21 protein-coding genes are annotated in these 19,720 nt (G+C 64.8%); 13 read left to right on the forward strand and 8 right to left on the reverse strand.

Features of this window, described 5'->3' with window-relative positions; genetic code table 11:
* Positions 1-58 precede the first annotated feature (58 nt).
* Both glyS and ACQHGV_RS11060 read right to left on the reverse strand, forming a co-directional pair.
* The gene (gene glyS / locus ACQHGV_RS11055) at positions 59-2,449 is read right to left on the reverse strand and encodes a glycine--tRNA ligase subunit beta (protein ID WP_440980193.1); all 2,391 of its coding nucleotides are present in this window, start codon (positions 2,447-2,449) and stop codon (positions 59-61) included.
* Positions 2,449-3,288: a glycine--tRNA ligase subunit alpha gene (locus ACQHGV_RS11060; RefSeq protein WP_440978236.1), complete on the reverse strand. Its 840-nt coding sequence runs from the start codon at positions 3,286-3,288 to the stop codon at positions 2,449-2,451. The genes glyS and ACQHGV_RS11060 overlap by 1 nt, the downstream gene beginning before the upstream one ends.
* Before the next feature lie 327 nt (positions 3,289-3,615).
* Here ACQHGV_RS11060 and ACQHGV_RS11065 point away from each other — a divergent pair, with 327 nt between their 5' ends.
* The 6 genes from ACQHGV_RS11065 to ACQHGV_RS11090 all read left to right on the forward strand — a co-directional run bounded on the left by ACQHGV_RS11065 (position 3,616) and on the right by ACQHGV_RS11090 (position 6,816).
* Positions 3,616-3,819 carry a helix-turn-helix transcriptional regulator gene (locus tag ACQHGV_RS11065; RefSeq protein WP_175312786.1) on the forward strand — a complete coding sequence of 68 codons (204 nt, stop codon included), beginning with the start codon at positions 3,616-3,618 and terminating at the stop codon, positions 3,817-3,819.
* Positions 3,797-4,243, forward strand: a complete 447-nt coding sequence (locus ACQHGV_RS11070; protein WP_440978237.1) for a hypothetical protein — start codon at positions 3,797-3,799, stop codon at positions 4,241-4,243. The genes ACQHGV_RS11065 and ACQHGV_RS11070 overlap by 23 nt, the downstream gene beginning before the upstream one ends.
* Complete coding sequence (locus tag ACQHGV_RS11075; protein WP_440978238.1) at positions 4,240-4,428, forward strand: hypothetical protein; 189 nt, start codon at positions 4,240-4,242, stop codon at positions 4,426-4,428. Before ACQHGV_RS11070 ends, ACQHGV_RS11075 begins: the two co-directional genes overlap by 4 nt.
* Entirely contained in the window at positions 4,425-4,868 is a 444-nt protein-coding gene (locus ACQHGV_RS11080) for a hypothetical protein (RefSeq protein WP_440978239.1), read from the forward strand. The genes ACQHGV_RS11075 and ACQHGV_RS11080 overlap by 4 nt, the downstream gene beginning before the upstream one ends.
* Before the next feature lie 54 nt (positions 4,869-4,922).
* Positions 4,923-5,822 (forward strand): TraB/GumN family protein, encoded by a 900-nt coding sequence (locus tag ACQHGV_RS11085; protein ID WP_440978240.1) that lies wholly within the window; start codon positions 4,923-4,925, stop codon positions 5,820-5,822.
* A gap of 115 nt (positions 5,823-5,937) precedes the next feature.
* The gene (locus ACQHGV_RS11090) at positions 5,938-6,816 is read left to right on the forward strand and encodes a diacylglycerol/lipid kinase family protein (protein ID WP_440978241.1); all 879 of its coding nucleotides are present in this window, start codon (positions 5,938-5,940) and stop codon (positions 6,814-6,816) included.
* Here ACQHGV_RS11090 and ACQHGV_RS11095 read toward each other — a convergent pair.
* A complete protein-coding gene (locus ACQHGV_RS11095; RefSeq protein ID WP_440978242.1) occupies positions 6,765-7,007 on the reverse strand; it encodes a helix-turn-helix domain-containing protein in 243 nt (80 codons plus the stop codon). The genes ACQHGV_RS11090 and ACQHGV_RS11095 overlap by 52 nt on opposite strands.
* Complete coding sequence (locus tag ACQHGV_RS11100) at positions 7,007-7,534, reverse strand: hypothetical protein (RefSeq protein ID WP_440978243.1); 528 nt, start codon at positions 7,532-7,534, stop codon at positions 7,007-7,009. Before ACQHGV_RS11100 ends, ACQHGV_RS11095 begins: the two co-directional genes overlap by 1 nt.
* 199 nt (positions 7,535-7,733) lie before the next feature.
* On the opposite strand from ACQHGV_RS11100, the gene ACQHGV_RS11105 reads away from it, so the two are divergent.
* From ACQHGV_RS11105 to ACQHGV_RS11115, 3 genes are all read left to right on the forward strand, one after another.
* Positions 7,734-8,297, forward strand: coding sequence for an outer membrane protein (locus ACQHGV_RS11105; RefSeq protein WP_440978244.1), 564 nt, complete (start codon positions 7,734-7,736; stop codon positions 8,295-8,297).
* Between the two features lie 126 nt (positions 8,298-8,423).
* Positions 8,424-9,038 carry a 50S ribosomal protein L25/general stress protein Ctc gene (locus ACQHGV_RS11110; RefSeq protein WP_409787162.1) on the forward strand — a complete coding sequence of 205 codons (615 nt, stop codon included), beginning with the start codon at positions 8,424-8,426 and terminating at the stop codon, positions 9,036-9,038.
* A 47-nt stretch (positions 9,039-9,085) separates the two neighbouring features.
* The gene (locus tag ACQHGV_RS11115; protein ID WP_440978245.1) at positions 9,086-9,955 is read left to right on the forward strand and encodes a DUF3658 domain-containing protein; all 870 of its coding nucleotides are present in this window, start codon (positions 9,086-9,088) and stop codon (positions 9,953-9,955) included.
* A gap of 89 nt (positions 9,956-10,044) precedes the next feature.
* Here the strand turns inward: ACQHGV_RS11115 and ACQHGV_RS11120 are convergent, their stop codons facing one another.
* Complete coding sequence (locus ACQHGV_RS11120) at positions 10,045-10,503, reverse strand: EF-hand domain-containing protein (RefSeq protein WP_440978246.1); 459 nt, start codon at positions 10,501-10,503, stop codon at positions 10,045-10,047.
* 219 nt (positions 10,504-10,722) lie between these two features.
* Here ACQHGV_RS11120 and purB point away from each other — a divergent pair, with 219 nt between their 5' ends.
* Positions 10,723-12,036, forward strand: a complete 1,314-nt coding sequence (gene purB / locus ACQHGV_RS11125) for an adenylosuccinate lyase (protein ID WP_440978247.1) — start codon at positions 10,723-10,725, stop codon at positions 12,034-12,036.
* Between the two features lie 247 nt (positions 12,037-12,283).
* On the opposite strand, the gene ACQHGV_RS11130 is transcribed toward purB, so the two are convergent.
* On the reverse strand, positions 12,284-12,796 hold the full coding sequence (locus ACQHGV_RS11130) for a thioredoxin family protein (protein WP_440978248.1): 513 nt from the start codon (positions 12,794-12,796) through the stop codon (positions 12,284-12,286).
* A gap of 153 nt (positions 12,797-12,949) precedes the next feature.
* Between ACQHGV_RS11130 and ACQHGV_RS11135 the strand changes: the two genes are divergently transcribed.
* Positions 12,950-13,534 carry a DUF6624 domain-containing protein gene (locus ACQHGV_RS11135; RefSeq protein ID WP_440978249.1) on the forward strand — a complete coding sequence of 195 codons (585 nt, stop codon included), beginning with the start codon at positions 12,950-12,952 and terminating at the stop codon, positions 13,532-13,534.
* Positions 13,535-13,621: 87 nt separating this feature from the next.
* On the opposite strand, the gene dnaJ is transcribed toward ACQHGV_RS11135, so the two are convergent.
* Both dnaJ and dnaK read right to left on the reverse strand, forming a co-directional pair.
* Entirely contained in the window at positions 13,622-14,752 is a 1,131-nt protein-coding gene (gene dnaJ / locus ACQHGV_RS11140) for a molecular chaperone DnaJ (protein WP_183950507.1), read from the reverse strand.
* A 175-nt stretch (positions 14,753-14,927) separates the two neighbouring features.
* Positions 14,928-16,826, reverse strand: a complete 1,899-nt coding sequence (gene dnaK, locus ACQHGV_RS11145) for a molecular chaperone DnaK (protein WP_440978250.1) — start codon at positions 16,824-16,826, stop codon at positions 14,928-14,930.
* Positions 16,827-17,005: 179 nt separating this feature from the next.
* On the opposite strand from dnaK, the gene ACQHGV_RS11150 reads away from it, so the two are divergent.
* Both ACQHGV_RS11150 and ACQHGV_RS11155 read left to right on the forward strand, forming a co-directional pair.
* On the forward strand, positions 17,006-17,440 hold the full coding sequence (locus ACQHGV_RS11150; RefSeq protein WP_440978251.1) for a copper chaperone PCu(A)C: 435 nt from the start codon (positions 17,006-17,008) through the stop codon (positions 17,438-17,440).
* A gap of 158 nt (positions 17,441-17,598) precedes the next feature.
* Positions 17,599-19,680: a LamG-like jellyroll fold domain-containing protein gene (locus ACQHGV_RS11155; RefSeq protein WP_440978252.1), complete on the forward strand. Its 2,082-nt coding sequence runs from the start codon at positions 17,599-17,601 to the stop codon at positions 19,678-19,680.
* Positions 19,681-19,720: the final 40 nt, after the last annotated feature.

Raw genomic sequence — 19,720 nt, forward strand, 5'->3', positions numbered from 1 at the left:
CGATATTGCCGGAGGGGAAGACAGGAACGTATCGCCCCGCCTCCCGATCCGGCTCAGCTCATCCTTCGATCCGCGAGAAGTCCGCCACCGTGTGAACGGCCGCCCGGACACGGGCGAGCAGCGCGAGGCGCGCGGTCCGCTTGTCCTTGTCGGCGTCGTTGACGGTCACATCGTCGAAGAAGCGGTCGATCGGCGCGCGCAGCGAGGCGAGCGCGGCCATGGCGGTCTCGAAATCCTCGGCCTGCACCGCTTGGGCCGCCTTGGGTTCGGCCGCATCGAGCGCGGCGATCAGATCGGCCTCGGCGGGTTCGAGCGTATAGGTCGGCGCGGTCCAGGCTTGGTCGGCCTCGACGCCCTCCTTTTTCAGGATGTTCGCGGCGCGCTTGTACCCGGCGAGCAGGTTGGCGCCGTCGTCGGTGGTGACGAAGGCTTGCAACGCACGGACGCGGGCGAGCAGGCGGACGAGATCGTCCTCGCCGCCTAGCGCGAACACCGCGTCGATCAGGTCGTGACGGACGCCTGCTTCTCGCTGCTGGACCTTGAGGCGGTCGGCGAAGAAAGAGGAGAAGGCCTTTTGAAATTCACTGTAGCGAACAAATTCCAAGACGCAATTATCACCCAGATCGTGATCTAGAATTTCGCGAGTATCGTCATATCCGTAGTACTCGATCAACGTCAGATATTTGTAATCAGGATCGGCGAACAAGTCTGAGCGCTCAGAAATTGGCTGCGGAGAGATTAGCCAACCAGAGTCGCCCTCCCCATAGTCATATGGCTGTTTTCCGTCCGAGAGACATGCAAACGCCTCTCTGCTTCGCCAGTCTGCGATGAGCTGACGGTAGGCGCCATCGATGAAGCGATCGAATGGAAGGCGTAGCCCATTTTCGCCAATTATCGCCAACACGCCAAGCGCCGCACGCCGGAGAGCAAAAGGATCTTTTGACCCCGTGGGCGAAAGTCCAGCCATGAAAAACTGTGCAATCGTATCCAGCTTGTCCGCCAGCGCCACAGCCACCGTCACCGGCGCGGTGGGGACGTCATCCCCCTGCCCAACCGGCTTGTAGTGATCGCGAACCGCCTCAGCCACGCGCGGGTCTTCACCCTGCGCGGCGGCGTAGTAACCGCCCATCAGGCCCTGGAGTTCGGGGAACTCGCCGACCATGCCGGTGACGAGATCGGCCTTCGCCAGATACGCGGCGCGCTCCGCCAGATCGGCAAGCTCGCCCCCTCCGCTTGCGGGGGGGGATGGGGGGGGGACGGTTCCACCAGCGACGTCGCTCGTGGCACTGCCCTCCCCTAGCCCCTCCCGCCTGCGGGAGGGGGATTCAGCGATTACGCCCTCTTCGACCAGCCAACGGGCCAGCTTGGCCACCCGCTCGACCTTGTCGGCGACGGTGCCGAGCTTTTCGTGGAAGACGATCTTTTCCAGCTTGGGCCGCAGATCGTCGAGCTTCGTCTTCAGGTCCGTCTCGTAGAAGAAACGCGCGTCGGACAGGCGGGCGGCGAGCACCTTGCCATTGCCCTCGACGATCTTCGCGCCGCCATCGGTCGCCTCGATATTGGCGGTGCAGACGAACGCATTCGCCAGCTTGCCGTCGGTCGAGCGGCAGACAAAGTACTTCTGGTTCACCCGCGCGGTCAGCTGGATGACCTCGGGCGGCACGTCGAGATAGGCTTCGTCGAAGCGCCCGAGCAGCGGCACCGGCCATTCGGTCAGCCCGGCATTCTCAGCGACCAGCCCTTCATCCTCGACGAGCGCCAGCCCGGCCTCGGCGGCGAGCGCCGACGCGCGCGCACGGATGATAGAGGCGCGCTCGTCCTGATCGACCAACACCTTGGCCGCGCGCAGCTGCTCGACATAAGCGTCCGCGCCGGTCAGCACGATCTCGGCGGGCGCGTGGAAGCGGTGACCGCGCGTGACGTTGCCGCTAGTGATCCCGGCGATTTCGAAGGGCACGACCTCGCCGCCGAACAGCGCGACGATGGCGTGCAGCGGACGGACCCAGCGCATCGACTCGGTCGAGGCGGACTCCGCGCCCCAGCGCATCGACTTGGGCCAGGGGAAGGCGCGGACGATCGCGGGGATCGCCTCGGCCAGGACCTCGGCGGTCGCGCGGCCGGGCTTTTCGGTGATCGCAAAGAGCACGCCGTCGCGCTCGGTCAGTTGTTCGCGGGTCAGCCCGGTCTTGCGCAGGAAGCCCTCCAGCGCCTGCGGCGGGGCGGACGCACGCGGCCCCTTCACCTCTTCGGACACGGCCTCGGTCGCGGCGGGCAAGCCCTTGGCGATCAGCGCCAGGCGACGCGGGCCCGCATAGGTGACGATCTCACCCGCGGACAGCCCGGCCTTGGCGAGTTCGGCGGCGAACAGCTTGGCGAGATTCTCCCGCGCGCCCGCCTGCATCCGGGCAGGGATTTCTTCGGAGCGGAGTTCGAGCAGAAAATCGGTCATCACGCGGCCCAGCCGTTCTTGTCCATCCAGGCGCCGCACGCGCCCTTCGCCAGATCGCGGACGCGGCCCATATAGGCCTGGCGCTCCGCCACCGAGATCACGCCGCGCGCCTGCAGCAGGTTGAAGGTGTGGCTGGCCTTGATCGCCTGTTCATAGGCGGGGATGGGCAGCTTGGCTTCCAGGCAACGCTCGCACTCGGCCGCCGCCTTCTTAAAGGCGTCGAACAGCGTGTCGGTGTCGGCGATCTCGAAGTTCCAGGTCGACATCTGCTTCTCGTTTTCGAGAAACACGTCGCCGTAAGATACGCCCGCGTCGTTGAAGCGCAGGTCGTACACATTGTCGACGTCCTGGATATACATGGCCAGACGCTCGAGCCCGTAGGTCAGCTCGCCCGCGACCGGCTTCATGTCGTATCCGCCCATCTGCTGGAAATAGGTGAACTGCGTCACCTCCATCCCATCGCACCAGACTTCCCAGCCCAGCCCCCAGGCGCCCAAAGTCGGGCTTTCCCAGTCATCCTCGACGAAGCGGATGTCATGCTTGGTCATGTCCACGCCGATCGCCGTCAGGCTGCCCAGATACAGGTCCTGCAAGTCGGCGGGCGAGGGCTTCAGGATCACCTGATACTGGTAATAATGCTGGAGCCGGTTGGGATTCTCGCCATAGCGGCCATCCGTCGGGCGACGGCACGGCTGGACGAAGGCGGCGTTCCACGAGTCCGGCCCCAGCGCGCGCAGCGTGGTCGCGGGGTGAAAGGTGCCCGCCCCCATCTCCATGTCATAGGGTTGCAGGATCACGCATCCCCGCTCGCTCCAATAGTCATGGAGGGTGAGGATCATGCGCTGGAAGGAAAGTGGGCCTTCCGGGGAGCCGTTTCGGGTCTGCATAATGGGCGCAGGCTTTGGCGGATGGCCTTCACGCGGTCAAGGCGAGCGGGCCGGTACATTACCCGTCATTGCGAGCGTAGCGAAGCAATCCAGAGCGTCGCGCCCGGGCACTGGATTGCCGCGCTGCGCTCGCAATGGCGGGAGCCAAGTCAGCCACGCATGATATTTTGTCAGGTCTTGTTGACAATGTCGCGGCTCACTGTCACTTTGTCATGGTCACCTGACATTACGTCACGCACGGGTGACAAAGGGAGGCTAGCCATGCAAGAGGAGGTCGACATGAAAAATCGCCTCAAGGTGCTGCGCGCCGAACGCAACTGGAGCCAGGCGGAACTAGCCGGGCGGCTGGATGTATCGCGCCAGGCCGTCAACGCCATCGAAACGGGGAAATACGACCCCTCGCTGCCGCTCGCCTTCCGTATCGGACGGTTGTTCGAACTGCCCATCGAGGAGATTTTCGATGACGAGCATCATGGTGAGTGAGGGCGCCGACTGGGGCGCGAGCCGCGAGGCGGCGCGTGTGTTGCGCAAAAAGCGGCGGCGTAGAGACTTTCTGATCTTCACAATGCTGGGCTTGGTGAGTGCTCCGTTGCTCATCGAAGCCGCGAATAGAAACTTGCCGCTTTCTTCCCCCGTGACACCTTGGCTCTTTGGCCAAATTGTCGCTCTCGCAATCCTGGTTTTTGGAAGCCTTGTGGTGTGGCGTAACTGGCGCGAGACCGACGAGATGCAGCGGCAGCTGGCGATTGAGACCTGGGCCTTGATCGGGTTGGCGAACTTCATCCTGCACCCGGTACTGACCATAATCGGCGCGCAGTTGCACAAGACCGATTTCGAAGGCCATAGCTGGGGCATCGCGATCCTGATCGGCTTGACCTTCTACGCCATCCGACGGGTGCGGTCATGAGCCGCCGCCGGACCCGCGCGGTCATCGGTACCGGTATCGCGCTGTCGCTGCTCGGCTGGGGTGTTGGACGGGTGGGCGAGATCACGTTGGATACGCTTCGCCCCAATATCCGGGCCGCCACCGCAGTCCATGGTGCGCGAATACCCCAATTCTCCGTCCATCTGTCCATGGAGGTGCGACCATGACCGACCTATCCAAGCGCGACACCCGTGGTCCGAGCGAGCGCACCAATCATCGACTGCTGGTCATGTCGGGTGCGTTGGGCGGCTTGATCGGATTCACGATGGTGATCGTGCCGCTGCTCCACCTGCCCCCGGGCACCAAGCCGGGTCCGTTCGATATGTTGACCGCGCCGCTACCACTATGGTTCGCCATTCTGGTGGCACTGTTGTGGGGTGTCTTCCTGCCCATCATATCCTTTCGCTGGCACCGGGTCGTCGACGAGCATGAAAGCCGCGCCTATCGCGACGGTGCGCTGGCCGGCTACTATGTCGTGGGCCTCGGCGCCCCCGTCTGGTGGTTCCTGTGGCGTGGCGGCGTGCTGCCAGCCCTTCAGGCCGAATGGATGTACCTCGCGATGATGGCGACCTGCGGCATCGTCTGGATGTGGCGCAAATACGCCTGATCTTGCTCCCTCCATCTCTCATACGGCCCCTTCCTTTTCCGAAAGTCCGATCCCATGAAGACGATCATGAAAGCCGCCCTCACCTCGCTCGCGCTGATGCTGGCGCTGCCCGCCTGTGCGGAGAGCAAGCCCGCGCAGAACCCCAATGATGCGGACCCCGCCCTGTGGGTGGTCAAGGATGCCGACACCACCATCTATCTGTTCGGCACCATCCATGTGCTGAAGCCCGGCCTGACCTGGTTCGATGAAGCGGTGAAGTCCGCCTTCGACAAGTCCGACCAGCTGGTCCTGGAAATGGTGCAGCCCGATCCGGCGACGATGCAGCAGATCGTGCTGAAGAACGGCATCGTCACCACCGGCCCGACCCTGACCGAGCAGCTGCCCGCCGACAAGCGCGGCGCCTATCTGAAGGCGATGACCGATGCGGGCCTGCCCGCACCCGCGTTCGACAAGATGAAGCCGTGGCTGGCGGCGGTCACCCTGTCGCTCGCGCCGATCCAGAAGCTGGGCTACGACCCGAAGAACGGCCCCGAAACCGTGCTGGCCGATGCGGCCAAGGCGGCGAACAAGCCCGTCGCCGGGCTGGAAACCGCCGAGCAGCAGATCGGCTATTTCAATGGTCTGTCGCAACAGGCGCAGATCCAGTTCCTGACCTCGACCGTCGACGAACTGCCCAAGGCGGGCGAGGAAATGGCCAAGATGGTCGACGAATGGGCGCATGGCGACCCCGACGCGCTGGCCCGCGACATGAATGAGAGCCTGAAGGACTCGCCCGAGGTCGCCAAGACGCTACTCACCGACCGCAACGCGCGCTGGGCGACGTGGATCAAGGAACGGATGGCCAAGCCCGGCACCGTCTTCATGGCGGTGGGCGCGGGCCATCTGGCCGGTGCCGACAGCGTCCAGGCGCAGCTTGCCAAGCAGGGCATCACGGCGCAGCGCATCCAATACTGACCCCAGCATCGTGACGCCGCCTGCCCTTATGGAAGGGCGGGCGGCGTTGCCGCGTCATCACGGTGACGCACATATGCGGCTTGCTCATCGCCTGGTGTTTCCGAAGGGATGGGCGATGCGGCGTTACTGGTTCGTCACCAATGCGCGATCGGGGTCGACCGCCGAGACGGTCGCGGCGGATATTCGCGACACGCTGTCCGCCATGGGCCATGATATGGCCGGCCGAACCGGCTTTCCCGACGATGACCTGCCCTCCTCCGATCTCCTGACGCGCGCCGGCGTGGCATGGATGGTCGTCTATGCGGGCGATGGGACGGTGAATGCCGTGCTGACCGCGCTCGACGCATGGGACGGCGCGATCCTGATCCTGCCCGGCGGCACGATGAACCTGCTCGCCAGGACGCTGCATGGCGAGCGCGATGCTCTAGCGATCCTACGCCGGCTGGCCGATCAGCCGCCACGCCACGTCTCGCTTCCCTTTGTCGAGGCCGATGGCCACCACGCCTATGCCGGCCTAATCCTCGGCCCCGCCACCCGATGGGCCGCCGCGCGGGAGGCGGTGCGCGACGGGCAGGTCGGGCGGCTGATCCGAACGGTCCGGCTGGCATGGCGACGCAGCTTCGGCGCGGGCCTCAGGGTGGCGGGCGTGCCCGAACTGGATCGCCGCTATCAGGCGGTGTTCGCCACGCCTTGCGAAGGCCATATCGATCTGGCGGCGGTCGACGCCCGGACATGGCGAAAGCTGTTCGATCTCGGTCGGATGGCGCTGACCGACGACTGGACGAATGCACAGGGCGTGACCCGCGCGTTCAGCACGAGCTTTCGCATCACCGGACGTGGCGGCACTTCGGCCTTGTTCGACGGCGAACCCCATCGGCTGCCGGCGGGGGCCGAAATTGCCCTTCGCCACGGCCCCGCCAACATCATCGCGACGTTCCTTGCTCAAGCACCCTGGTCGGCATCGGGATGGAGGTCGTCGTCGGACGGCGCATAGCCCAATATGTCCCCAGGCTCGCAGTCCAGATAGCGGCAGATGGCGGCCAGTGTGGAGAAGCGTACCCCCTTCACCTTGCCCGACTTCAGGAGCGAGAGATTCGACTCGGTGATCCCGATCGCACGGGCGAGTTCGTTCGACTTCACCTTGCGGCGCACGAGCATCAGGTCGAGATTGACGGTTACGGGCATCAGACGATCTCGGCCAGATCGCCCCGCGCGCGCAATCCCGCCGCCAACGCCCAGATCGCGGCCCAGGCCGCGCCGGCGAACAGCAGGTGATTCGCGATCTCGGTAAGTTCGATCGTGTAGGAAAATGCCCCGGTGTCCGTCACGGCCGCAAGGAATACGGCATCGCACAAAATTTGCGCCAGGGGAGCGGACAACGCCAGTACGACACCCGCCCCCGCCGCCCGTTGAAGCCAGGCGATACCGTTCCAGTCGCGATGCTCCTGCCTGTCGCTGAAACGCCACAACGCCATGCCGACCGAGAAGAACAGAAACACGAAGGGCAAGGCATCCAACATCTTGATGCCGAACAACCGCCACCGCCAATAGGGTTCGGCCATCGCGGCGACCATTCGCTCCTGGGCGCGGGGTACGCTGGCGACGATGTGGCGAACCTCAGGGGACAATTGGTCGAGCGGCGCGGGCTTGGGGCGACAGCCATCCTCACAATCGATGTAGAAGGACAACCACTTCGGACTCACCATCGTCATCGGCAGCGTCCCGACGCCAAACCCCGCCAGAAGGAAGCACATTACCGCGAAAGCTCGCACCGCCCGCGCCCGGTTACGGCTCATGAAATAACTGTCTGACACGATCATCTTTCTGTTTTACAGAAAATCATAATCATCATACATCAAACCTCATAGGGAATCGATGGGGAGCCCTATGATCGACCAAAGGACGTTTCCAATGCGCATCCTGCTTGCCGCCACGCTGTTGACCTGCCTGCCCGCCACGGCATTTGCGCAGGAAAAGCCCGCCTTTTCTGGCGTCTATGCGGGCCCGGAGGCCGGCGTCCTGATCCATGGCTTTCGCCTGGGTGATGAGAATAGCAGCCGTAAATATGTCGGGGCCGGGGTGGCCGGCGGCGGCTTCGCGGGCGTCATGCTGCCCGCGACCGAACGCCTGCGCCTGGGCGGCGAGGTGGCGGTACAGGCCGGGGGCGGCACCGTCCGCAGCCAGGAGTTGTTCGCCTTTTACGAACAAAAGGCGCGCTGGGGCTATAGCGTGACCGCACGGGCCGGCTATGTGCTTGGCGATCGCACCATGGTCTTCGCCGAGGCGGGCTATGGCGGCTATCGATACGACGTGCGGCTGGCCAACGTCATCGATGATGACGGCGACGGCCCCGGCGGGCTGGTCGGCGGCATCGGCATCGAACGTCAGATCAGCCGCAATGTCGGAGTTCGCCTGCGCGCCCAGGCCGGGCGCGAGCATGGCCGTATCCTGCTGGGCCTGCCGATCCGCTTCTGACGGCGACGTGCCGGCGCATGGCTTGTATTTCACGCCCTTTGCCGCTATGCGCCGCCGCTTCCGGTCATGGTCATCCCTGGAGGCGTGGTCGGAAGCCTATATCCATTTTGTTTCGGAGTTACTGGAATGAGCGACACCCTTACGCTCGCCGCCGAGACGCGCGATCAGGTTGGCAAGGGAGCCTCCCGTTCGCTGCGTCGTGAAGGCCGCGTCCCCGCCGTGATCTATGGCCGCAACCAGGCCGCCGCGTCGATCCATCTCGAAGAGAAGGCCCTCGTCAAGGCGCTGATGACCGGTCATTTCTTCACCTCGGTCATCATGGTGGACGGCCAGCGCACGCTGGCGAAGGACGTCGCGTTCCATCCGGTCACCGACCGCCCGCTGCACGTCGACTTCCTGCGCATCGGCGAGCATGAGACCGTCACGGTCGCCGTACCCGTCGTGTTCACTGACGAGGACGAGAGCGGCATCAAGCAGGGCGGCGTCCTGAACGTCACCCGCCACGAGATCGAGCTGGTCGTCGACGCCGCGAACATCCCGACCGAAATCAGCATCTCGCTGAAGGGCCTGGCCGTGGGCGACTCGATCCACATCTCGGACGTGAAGCTGCCCAAGGGCGCCGAGCCCGCCATCGACGACCGCGACTTCGCGATCGCCACCATCGTTCCGCCGACGGTCCCGACCGCCGAGGACGAGGCGGCCGACGCCGAGGCGCAGGCCGAAGGTTCGGAAGAGGCCTGATCCGGCCTCGCTTTCCCTGTCGGGTCAGCGAACGAAAAGAAGGGCAGGTGGCGGCGACGCCCCTGCCCTTTTTCGTGGGCCGCGTCCGGCCGCACTCTATTATGCCGGTGCGATCGTCTGTGGAGGCCGCCATGCCGAAGCCCATCGTCCATGTGCTGTTTACGCCGTCGGGGGCCGGGACACTGCGTCAAGTCCTGCAACAGGCGGGGATGCGGCAGAAAGTCCTGTGCCCCTTCGACGATTTCAGCTTCGGGCCGATCGGCCGCAGCGATGCCGAACGGATTTGCTGGATCGAAGAGGAACTGGGAATCACTGACTGGGCTTCGAGCGTCGCGGACACACCAGAATTTTTGCGCGAGTCATGCTCGGCCGACGTCATGCCTATCGTTTGGACCTCCCGCCGTGATGCTCGGAGCCAAGCCGGTTTCCACTGGTGGTTATCCCATCTGGTCGATGAGCCATGCAAGGTGATCGACGTCACGCACTTTAAGACCACTACAGATTGTACATCGACCCCGGCGACCAGTCCGGCCAGCCTGTTACCCGACGAAATGGCCCGACTGCTGGGCAGCGAAGTCGACCTTTCGCTGGGCGAACGCGAGACCTGTCAGAATCGCTGGCGGCAACTGGTCGATGAAAACGCCCCTTTCCGCGTGGTGAAGCCGGAGGGTTGGCTGGTCTCCGCCCCGGTCAACTGGTTCGACCCGTTGCTGCTGTCCTGTGCCACGAGCAAATGGGCGCATCCTGCATGGGTCGTGGGTCGCGCACTCGACGTGATGTCGAAGGATTGTCACCAGATCAGTGACCTGGCGCTCTTCGCACGACTCGATGCACTGATGGAGAATGGCCAGTTGGAATGGCGCGAAAGCGCCGAGGCAATGCGCGGTTACGAGTTGCGATTGCCGCCGCCCGCATAAGCAAAGGGTCGCCGGACCCGATGGTCCGGCGACCCCGCTTATCCCCGCTCAGGGATTGTTCGGAACGGAGGGACGTTCCTTTTGGCCGATCAGCCCTGACCTTGGCTCAGAAAGCCGGTCAGCTCGGTCTTTGACACCTTCTTGCTCTTGTCAGTGTCGGCCTGGGCGAAGGCGGTGCCGACCCACTTCTTGGTGGCAGGCGACTCGGCCTTGGTCGACGGGTCGGTCTGCGACTTCAACGCGACCATCCACTGGGTGAATTCGGCCTTGCTGAGCTGTCCGTCGCCGTCCTTGTCATAGGTCGGGAACTGGGTGTCGACGACCTGCGCGATCTGGCTGCCGGTCGCCTGCACCTGGCCTTCGGCGGGGGCCGCCTGGGTCGGTGCGGCGGGGTCTGCCGCCGGTGTCGCGGCTTGCGCCGGGTCAGCCGTGGTTGCGGGCGCGGATTGCGGTGCCGCCGGTGTGGTCTGGGCGGGCGCGGTCGTCGTCTGCGCAAGTACCGGCGCAGACACCATCATGACACCGGCAAGAAAAGCATATTTCATCATCTCGTCTCTCCCTTACTCTGGTCGAACGATGACTATGAAGACCAGGGACGCGATCTTCGTCGTTAGAGATACGTTCCCAATCTGCATTTTACCATATAGGAAAAGGCGGGTCGGGTTTGAAGGCTCGGCTCGTCCCTGCTAACGGCACGATACACCGCGATTCCGAGAGGAAGACGGCGGTGAGCCGTGCCGTTTCCACGACCTAAAAAGGTGTTCTCGATGATCCCGCGCTACTCCCGTGCCCCCATGACCCGGATCTGGGACCCGCAGACCCGTTTCCGCATCTGGTTCGAGATCGAGGCGCACGCCACCGACGCGCTCGCCGAGCTGGGCGTGGTGCCGAAGGAAGCCGCCGCGCGCATCTGGGAAGCCGACAAGGCCGCCGGCGACTTCGACATCGACCGGATCGATTCGATCGAGGCGGAGACCAAGCACGACGTCATCGCCTTCCTGACCCATGTCGCCGAGCGTACGGGGCCCGAAGCGCGCTTCCTGCACCAGGGCATGACCTCGTCCGACGTGCTCGACACCTGTCTGGCGGTGCAGCTGGCGCGCGCCTCGGACATCCTGATCGAGGATCTCGACGCGCTGCTCGCCGTGATCAAGCGCCGCGCCTATGAGCACAAGCTGACCCCGACCATCGGCCGCAGCCATGGCATTCATGCCGAGCCGGTCACCTTCGGCCTGAAGCTGGCCCAGGCCTATGCCGAGTTCGACCGCAACCGCGCCCGCCTGGTCGCGGCGCGCGCCGACATCGCCACCTGCGCCATTTCGGGCGCGGTCGGCACCTTCGCCAATATCAATCCCAGCGTGGAGGCCCATGTCGCCGAGAAGATGGGGCTGAGCGTCGAGCCCGTCTCGACGCAGGTCATCCCGCGCGATCGCCATGCGATGTTCTTCGCCACGCTGGGCGTCATCGCCAGCTCGATCGAGCGTCTCGCGACCGAGGTCCGCCACCTGCAGCGCACCGAGGTTCTGGAAGCCGAGGAATATTTCTCGCCCGGCCAGAAGGGCTCGTCGGCGATGCCGCACAAGCGCAACCCGGTGCTGACCGAGAACCTGACCGGCCTCGCCCGCATGGTGCGTGGTTACGTCACCCCGGCGCTGGAGAATGTCGCGCTGTGGCATGAGCGTGACATCAGCCACTCCTCGGTCGAGCGCTATATCGGCCCCGACGCGACCATCACCCTGGACTTCGCGCTCGCCCGCCTGACCGGCGTGATCGACAAGCTGGTCGTCTATCCGGCGCGGATGGAGAAGAACCTCAACAAGATGGGCGGCCTGGTCCATTCGCAGCGCGTGCTGCTGGCGCTGACCCAGGCGGGCGTGAGCCGCGAGGACAGCTATCGCCTGGTCCAGCGCAACGCGATGAAGGTCTGGGAGTCGGACGGCGAGCTGTCGCTGATGGAATTGCTCAAGGCCGATGCGGATGTGACGGCGGCGCTGTCTCCGCAAGAGATCGAGGCGCGCTTCGACCTCGATTATCATTACAAGAATGTCGACACGATCTTCGCGCGCGTGTTCGGCGAGTAATTGTCGGAGGAGTCCCATCGGCGTGATATCGTGCCGATAGGGACTCCCCTCCCCCAGCCCAGTTTCAGGTAAACGATGCCCCGCATCGTTTAGGTCATGCCGGGGGCATCACCGACCTGAAACTCGCCTGCGGGAGGGGCGCTATGCGGGGAAACGGTTGCCCCTAACCTCTCCCCTCCCGCAAGCGGGAGGGGCTGGGGGAGGGAAAGCCAGTCGTTATCCGAGCGACCGGCTAGTGGGTCTCAAATCAGCCCACCCATCCCGCCAACCAATCGGCCACCGCCTGCGGCGTCATCGCCCGCGCATCGGCCAGCGCCGTCTCACGCCCCGCATTGACCAGCGTGTTGGTCTTCGGATCGACGATCAGCACGGCGGGCACCCCGGCCAGTCGCCCCTTGATCCCGTAGGACGCCGGAATATCCATATTCTGGTCGAAGCGGCCGACATCCACCGTCACCACCTCGAAATGCTTGGCGACGAAGCCGCGCATCTGCGGCGTTTCCATCACCCCCGCCAGCAACCGGCAGTCCAGGCACCAATTGCCGCCCAGATCGATCAGCACCCGCTTGTGCGCCTTGACCGCACGCGCCCGTGCCGCCGCGATCTGCGCCTTGGCGTCACCGGCATGATAGGGCAGCGGCAATGGCTTGGGCAGCGCCTCGAAACTGGCGATCCCGACGCGCGGTGCAGATACCGGCGCGGCGGCGGGGAGCGTCAGCGACGCCGTCAGCAGGGATAGGGCAAGCAGGCGCGGGATCATGCTGGGTGTTCCTTCCATCAATTGTGCCAATGGAACCCGAAAATCCGCGTCACGCAAGCAAGCGATCGTGCCGCCATCGACAAGTTCCGCTACCGCGCTTGCCAACCCTGCTACCGCGCGTGTTCAATGCGGCATTGCTGCAGGGAGAGGTGTATGATGCGGACGGCTTGGATCGCGGCACTGGGGTGGCTGACGGTGGCGGTGGGCCCCGCGCTGGCGCAGACGCCAAGTCTCGAGGACAACCGGGAAATCGCCGCGATGTTCGAGGCGGATCAGGCTATTCGAAACGCGATCGATCCCGCCAAGCTGCCGGACATGACGGTTATTCGACGCATGATCGCCGAAGATGCCGCGCGCCGGACCAGAGCCGAGGCTATGTTGCGCGAGGGCAGCTTGAACACCGCCGAGGATTATTACCGCGCCGCCTTCATCTTCCAGCACGGATCGAAATCGGCGGACTATCTACTGGCGCATTCGCTCGCCATGGCGGCGGTTGCCCGCGGCAAGACCGAGGCGAACTGGATCGCCGCCGCCACGCTCGATCGTTATCTGATGCAGATTGGTCAGCCACAAATTTATGGCACGCAATATAGCCGGTCCAGGGAAGCCGGCCCGACGATGGACCCGTATGACCGCAGCCTGATCCCCGATAGCGTGCGCACTGCGCTGGGCGTGCCGGTGCAGGCCGAACAATTTAAGAAACTCGACGCCATGAAGGCGAGCGTCCCGAAACCCTGACACGGGCGATCCGGTTCACCACAACGGTAAAGGGGAGAGCGATCGCCTCGCCCTCCCCTCCATCAACCGTCACAGATAATTAGCGCGTCACTCCCCCGCGAACACGCTCTTCAACTTGGCAAAGAAGCCCTGGCTCTCAGGGCATTCGTCGCCCGTCTCGGTTTCGCGGAACAGTTCGAGCAGTTCGCGCTGGCGGGTCGACAGCTTGGTCGGCGTTTCGACCTCGATCTGCACGACTAGGTCGCCGGTGCCGCGCCCTTGCAGCACGGGCATGCCGGCGCCGCGCTGGCGAAGCTGCTTGCCCGACTGGATGCCCGCCGGAATCTTGATGTCGTGCGTCCGCCCGTCGAGGCCGGGGATCGAGAGCGATCCGCCCAGCGCCGCCGTTGTGAAGCTGATCGGCGCGCGCGCGAACAGGGTCGTGCCCTCGCGCTCGAAGATGGCGTGCCGCTTCACATGGAGGAAGATGTACAGGTCGCCGGCGGGTGCGCCGCGCGCGCCCGCCTCGCCCTCGCCGGTCAGGCGGATACGCGTGCCCTCGTCGACGCCTGCGGGCACGTTGACCGCCAGCGTCTTGGTCTTCTCGACCCGGCCGTCGCCGCGACAGTCGCCGCACGGATCGGCGATGATTTGCCCTGCGCCCTGGCAGACCGGGCAGGTCCGCTCGACCACGAAGAAGCCCTGCTGCGCGCGCACCTTGCCGTGGCCGCCGCACTGCTGGCAGGTCTTGGCGCTGGTGCCGGGCTTGGCGCCCGTGCCGTCGCAGGTGTCGCACGCGGCCGAGACATCGACCGTGATCTCGGTCTGCTTGCCGTGGAACGCTTCCTCGAGCGAGATTTCCATGTCGTAGCGCAGGTCCGCACCGCGCCGGGGCTGCTGCCGCCCGCCGCCGCGTCCGCCGCCCATGAACTCGCCGAAGACGCTTTCGAAAATGTCGGAGAAGGCGCCGAAATCCTGGCCGCCATGGCCACCGCCGCCGCCCATGCCCTGCTGGAACGCGGCATGGCCATAACGGTCATAGGCCGCGCGCTTCTGCGGGTCCTTCAGACAGTCATAGGCTTCGCTGATCGCCTTGAACTTGGCCTCGGAGTCCTTGCAGCCCGCATTGCGGTCCGGGTGGTACTGCATCGCCAGCTTGCGGTAACGCGACTTGATCGTTGCATCGTCCGCCGTGCGCTCGCATTCGAGCAGTTCATAATAGTCGATCGTCGTGCTCATGCCCGGTCTCGCCCCTGCGCGTGTGGAAGGTGCACCCACCGACCGTGCCGTCAGGCCGGACGGAGCGACACCGCCAAGCGCCTCGCCACTTCATGCCCCGACATCTCGCCGGGGCGGTATTCAAAACCTCAAAGCCATGGCCCGGCCCATCCGAGGATGGGCCGGGCCGACGGCCTTACTTGGTGTCGTCGACTTCCGAGAATTCGGCGTCGACCACATCGTCCTGCTTGGTCGCACCGGCATCGGCGGCGGGCGAAGCCTCGGCCTGCTGCTGCTTCTCGTAGATGGCCTGACCCATCTTCATCGCGACCTGAGCGAGGGCCTGCGCCTTCTCGTTCATCGTGTCGGGGTTGCCACCCTCGACCGCCGTCTTGGCCTCGGCGATCGCCGCCTCGATCTCCGACTTCAGCGACGCGTCGACCTTGTCGCCATTGTCGGCGAGCTGACGCTCGGTGGTGTGGATCAGCGACTCGGCGTTGTTCTTGGCCTCGGCCTCGGCACGACGCTTCTTATCCTCTTCGGCGAACTTTTCCGCATCACGGACCATCTGGTCGATGTCGTTGTCCGACAGACCACCGCTAGCCTGGATGCGGATCTGCTGCTCCTTGCCCGTGCCCTTGTCCTTAGCCGAGACGTTGACGATGCCGTTGGCGTCGATGTCGAACGTGACCTCGATCTGCGGCACGCCACGCGGCGCCGGCGGGATGCCGACCAAGTCGAACTGACCCAGCAGCTTGTTGTCCTGCGCCATCTCGCGCTCGCCCTGGAAGACCCGGATCGTCACCGCATTCTGGTTGTCGTCGGCGGTCGAATAGACCTGGCTCTTCTTGGTCGGGATCGTCGTGTTGCGGTCGATCATCTTGGTCATGATGCCGCCCAGCGTCTCGATACCCAGCGACAGCGGGGTCACGTCGAGCAGCAGCACGTCCTTCACGTCGCCCTGCAGCACGCCCGCCTGGATCGCGGCACCCATGGCGACCACTTCGTCGGGGTTCACGCCGGTGTGCGGGTCCTTGCCGAAGAAGTTCTTCACCACCTCACGGACGCGCGGCATGCGGGTCATGCCGCCCACCAGCACCACGTCGGCGATCTCGTCGGCCTTCATGCCCGCATCGGCCAACGCCTTCTTGCAGGGCTCCAGCGTGCGCTGGATCAGGTCCTCGACCAGACGCTCCAGATCGGCGCGGGTGATCGTCTTGACCAGATGCTTCGGGCCGTTCTGGTCGGCGGTGATGAAGGGCAGGTTGACCTCGGTCGACTGGGCCGAGGACAGCTCGATCTTCGCCTTTTCGGCCGCTTCCTTCAGACGCTGGAGCGCCAGCTTGTCCTTGGTGAGGTCGATGCCCTCATCCTTCTGGAAGCCAGACGCCAGGAAATCGACGATCTTGTTGTCGAAGTCTTCACCGCCCAGGAAGGTGTCGCCGTTGGTCGCCTTCACCTCGAACACGCCGTCGCCGATCTCGAGGATCGAGATGTCGAACGTGCCGCCGCCAAGGTCATAGACCGCGATCGTCTTGCCGTCCTGCTTCTCCAGGCCATAGGCCAGAGCAGCCGCGGTCGGCTCGTTGATGATGCGCAGCACTTCGAGGCCAGCGATCTGGCCGGCGTCCTTGGTCGCCTGGCGCTGCGCGTCGTTGAAGTACGCCGGAACCGTGATGACCGCCTGGGTCACCGTCTCGCCGAGATAGGATTCGGCGGTTTCCTTCATCTTCTGCAGCGTGAAGGCCGAAATCTGCGACGGGCTGTAATCCTTGCCGCCCGCATTGACCCACGCGTCGCCATTGGGCCCACGCGCGATCGTGTACGGAACCAGCTCGGTGTCCTTCTTGGTGACGGGGTCGTCGAAACGACGGCCGATCAGGCGCTTCACCGCGAAGATGGTGTTGTCGGGATTGGTCACCGCCTGGCGCTTGGCCGGCTGGCCGATCAGGCGCTCGCCATCCTTGGCGAAGGCGACGATCGACGGCGTGGTACGCGCGCCTTCCGCATTCTCGATCACCTTGGGCTTACCGCCCTCCATGACAGCGACGCAGCTGTTGGTGGTGCCGAGGTCGATGCCGATCACTTTTGCCATAAGTCTCTAAATGCCCCTCAAGAACATAGTCTGGAAGTCAGATGCCGGGGTCGTCCGGTCCCGAAAGCGGCAACCCGAAAACCCCGTTCACGAGGCGGATATAGGTGGGCGTTTTGTTGCCGCAAGATTGGATGGAACCTAGGATGGGTTCAGGATTTGCCGAAACGGGAGGGTATGTCATGCGGCGCGCTATTTTTCTGGGGTTCTGCGCCCTGGCCTTGGGCGTCCCGCTGGGCGGGTGCAGCGAGAAGGCGGAACTGTTCGCCGAGGAGGGCTGGGTCCGCCTGGCCGCCGTGCCCGGCCGGCCGGCCGCCGCCTATTTCATCGTCCATGGCGGCCCCAGGCCGGTCGACCTGATCTCGGTCAGCAGCGATGTCGCGATCACCAGCGAAATGCACGAGGGCGGCATGGCGATGAAGAAGGTCGACCGCGTCCCCATCCCCGCCGGCGCGACCGTGCCCTTCGCGCCGGGCGGTCGGCATGTGATGCTCTACGACATGAACCCGGGCGTGAAGCCGGGGCGCATCCTGTCGCTGCTGCTGACCTTTTCCGACGGCACCCGCCTGCGTCAGGGGGCGCGCGTGATCGCGGCGGGCGATCCGGCGCCGCAATGACGGGTCCACGGGGCGAATGACCGAAAAATGACGGATGCCTGGAATATTTTTCAGGCTCCGACCCAAATCGGTAATCAATCGGTCCCTTATGTGTCAAACTAGCCCCATAAAGGCCGCCCGACTTTGCTCGACCGAGCAAAATTGGGGGATTTTTGACCATGTCCGATACGAACGACACCCGTTTCAGCCTGCGGCGGATCGCCGACCGGCGCGCATTGCTGCGCAGCGCGGCCGGCCTGTCGATGCTGCCGCTGACCGGTGCGCTGACGGCGTGCGACGATGACACGCGACTGAACAGCGATCCCACGCCGACCGCCAGCGCATCGACGGCCAGCGCGGTGGGCACGACCAGCTTCACGATCGCGGTGCTGCCCGACACGCAATTCTATTCGCGCTATGCGACCGCCGACGAGAACCGCCAGTTCCAGCGTAAATATGGCTCGGAGCCGTTCGCCGCGCAGACCCAGTGGATCGTCGACAACGCCAAGGCCTATTCGATCCCCTTCGTCATCCATCTGGGCGACGTGGTCGATCAGGTGCGCAAGCCCGCGCAATGGGCGGTGGCCGATGCCGCGATGAAGCGGCTGGAGACCGCGCGAATCCCCTATTCGATCCTGGCGGGCAATCACGACGTGCTGTCGGACCTGGACTATCGCGTCCCTGCCGACCAGCAGGCGGGCACCGATAGTCAGCGCACCCTGTCGGCCGAGCCCTATCTCACTTGGTTCCCGGCCACGCGTGCGCAGAACCAGTCGACCTTCCGCGAGCGCGACCGCACCGGCTTCCACGAATATCACATCTTCGAGATGTACGGCGTGAAGTTCATGGTGCTGTCGCTGTCGTGGCGCATCTCGGACGCCGGCATCCTGTGGGCGCGCGATGTGATCCGTCGCAACCCGACGCTGCCGGTAATCCTGGCCAACCACCAGCTGCTGAACATCGACAAGGACGGCAAGAGCCCGCTGGAGACCGATTACGGTCTGATGCTGTGGAACAATCTGATCCGCGACAACGACCAGATCTTCATGACGCTGAACGGCCATCATCACGGCGCCGCGCTGCTGACCAAGACCAACGACTTCGGCAATCCGGTCCATGAGATGGTCGTCGATTACCAGATGGCCTATCAGGGCGGCAACGCGCTGATGCGGCTGTACGAGATCGATTTCTCGGCCAACAAGATCGACGTGATGAGCTTCTCGCCCTGGGTCGTGCAGAAGCCCAAGGCGACGCTCAACCAGTTCGACCGCGCGGTGCTGGACGATGCCAACAACCGCTTCACCATCGCCATGGACTTCAAGAAGCGTTTCGCCCGCTTCCTGCCCGGCTTCGCCTATACCGAGATGACGGCCGGCACGCCGATCCTGCCGCGCGTCCGCACCGCGCTGCTGTCAGGCTATACCGAGCCGGCCGCGCCGGCCGAGGTGCTGCCGCGCGATGCCGACGATTATCCCAAGATCGCCGAGACCGCCGCGCACTGGCGTGTGGCGAGCGGCATCGTCGATGGCCGGATCGTCCAGGTCGGCGAGACGCTGCCCGACGTCACGGGCCGCAACCCGATGACGCGCGTGCCGCTGTCGGGGCCGGCGATGGTCGAGGACGTGGTCTGGTCGACCGATCGCCACCGCCTGTCCTCGGCGCCGGGCAGCGTCCGCTTCCGCAACACCGACAAGGTGACCGCGCGCAGCAGCGCCTTCGCCACCGCCACCAACGCGCCGATCAACGCGGCGACCTTCGGCGCGGGCTATACGGTCGAGGCGTTCATCAAGATCGACGCCAACTGGACGGTGACCAACCACCGCTGGGGCAACATCCTGACCCGCAACGGCAATCGCGGCAAGTTGCCGGGCTTTGCCGGCGGCGACAAGGAAGCGCCGCCGATCCTGTTCGCCATCTCGTCGCTGCGCGAAATCCAGTGGGAGGTCGTGCCCGCCTCCAACACCGCCTATCCGCAGGCCAACTGGTCAGGCGAAGTGATGGTCGACACCTGGTATCACATCGCGATCGTCAACGATCCGGTGGCCAACGAGACCATCCTCTATGTCGACGGCGCGCCGGTGCTGCGCAACAGCGCCGGCCAGGTCGGCATCGCGGCGCTCGCCGCCGACATGCCCTGGGTCCTGGGTGCCGCCTGGTGGGACGGCGCGCGCAAGGACGGCTATTTCGGCAATATCGGCGAGGTCCGCGTCGTCGCCAAGCCGCTGGCCAGCAACCAGTGGCTGACCGCGCGGCGCAGCTGACGCCGATCGGGCGGGCGACGCCGTGTCGCCCGCCCTCAGG

Source organism: Sphingomonas pseudosanguinis (genome assembly GCF_052056765.1).
Taxonomy (GTDB): Bacteria; Pseudomonadota; Alphaproteobacteria; order Sphingomonadales; family Sphingomonadaceae; genus Sphingomonas; species Sphingomonas pseudosanguinis.

What these genes read in the sequence shown, in the direction of transcription:
- glyS (WP_440980193.1), bottom strand. Translation starts at nt 2,449, where the DNA reads ATGACCGATTTTCTGCTCGAACTCCGCTCCGAAGAAATCCCTGCCCGG.
- ACQHGV_RS11060 (WP_440978236.1), bottom strand. Translation starts at nt 3,288, where the DNA reads ATGATCCTCACCCTCCATGACTATTGGAGCGAGCGGGGATGCGTGATC.
- ACQHGV_RS11065 (WP_175312786.1), top strand. Translation starts at nt 3,616, where the DNA reads ATGAAAAATCGCCTCAAGGTGCTGCGCGCCGAACGCAACTGGAGCCAG.
- ACQHGV_RS11070 (WP_440978237.1), top strand. Translation starts at nt 3,797, where the DNA reads ATGACGAGCATCATGGTGAGTGAGGGCGCCGACTGGGGCGCGAGCCGC.
- ACQHGV_RS11075 (WP_440978238.1), top strand. Translation starts at nt 4,240, where the DNA reads ATGAGCCGCCGCCGGACCCGCGCGGTCATCGGTACCGGTATCGCGCTG.
- ACQHGV_RS11080 (WP_440978239.1), top strand. Translation starts at nt 4,425, where the DNA reads ATGACCGACCTATCCAAGCGCGACACCCGTGGTCCGAGCGAGCGCACC.
- ACQHGV_RS11085 (WP_440978240.1), top strand. Translation starts at nt 4,923, where the DNA reads ATGAAGACGATCATGAAAGCCGCCCTCACCTCGCTCGCGCTGATGCTG.
- ACQHGV_RS11090 (WP_440978241.1), top strand. Translation starts at nt 5,938, where the DNA reads ATGCGGCGTTACTGGTTCGTCACCAATGCGCGATCGGGGTCGACCGCC.
- ACQHGV_RS11095 (WP_440978242.1), bottom strand. Translation starts at nt 7,007, where the DNA reads ATGCCCGTAACCGTCAATCTCGACCTGATGCTCGTGCGCCGCAAGGTG.
- ACQHGV_RS11100 (WP_440978243.1), bottom strand. Translation starts at nt 7,534, where the DNA reads ATGACGATGGTGAGTCCGAAGTGGTTGTCCTTCTACATCGATTGTGAG.
- ACQHGV_RS11105 (WP_440978244.1), top strand. Translation starts at nt 7,734, where the DNA reads ATGCGCATCCTGCTTGCCGCCACGCTGTTGACCTGCCTGCCCGCCACG.
- ACQHGV_RS11110 (WP_409787162.1), top strand. Translation starts at nt 8,424, where the DNA reads ATGAGCGACACCCTTACGCTCGCCGCCGAGACGCGCGATCAGGTTGGC.
- ACQHGV_RS11120 (WP_440978246.1), bottom strand. Translation starts at nt 10,503, where the DNA reads ATGATGAAATATGCTTTTCTTGCCGGTGTCATGATGGTGTCTGCGCCG.
- purB (WP_440978247.1), top strand. Translation starts at nt 10,723, where the DNA reads ATGATCCCGCGCTACTCCCGTGCCCCCATGACCCGGATCTGGGACCCG.
- ACQHGV_RS11130 (WP_440978248.1), bottom strand. Translation starts at nt 12,796, where the DNA reads ATGATCCCGCGCCTGCTTGCCCTATCCCTGCTGACGGCGTCGCTGACG.
- ACQHGV_RS11135 (WP_440978249.1), top strand. Translation starts at nt 12,950, where the DNA reads ATGATGCGGACGGCTTGGATCGCGGCACTGGGGTGGCTGACGGTGGCG.
- dnaJ (WP_183950507.1), bottom strand. Translation starts at nt 14,752, where the DNA reads ATGAGCACGACGATCGACTATTATGAACTGCTCGAATGCGAGCGCACG.
- dnaK (WP_440978250.1), bottom strand. Translation starts at nt 16,826, where the DNA reads ATGGCAAAAGTGATCGGCATCGACCTCGGCACCACCAACAGCTGCGTC.
- ACQHGV_RS11150 (WP_440978251.1), top strand. Translation starts at nt 17,006, where the DNA reads ATGCGGCGCGCTATTTTTCTGGGGTTCTGCGCCCTGGCCTTGGGCGTC.
- ACQHGV_RS11155 (WP_440978252.1), top strand. Translation starts at nt 17,599, where the DNA reads ATGTCCGATACGAACGACACCCGTTTCAGCCTGCGGCGGATCGCCGAC.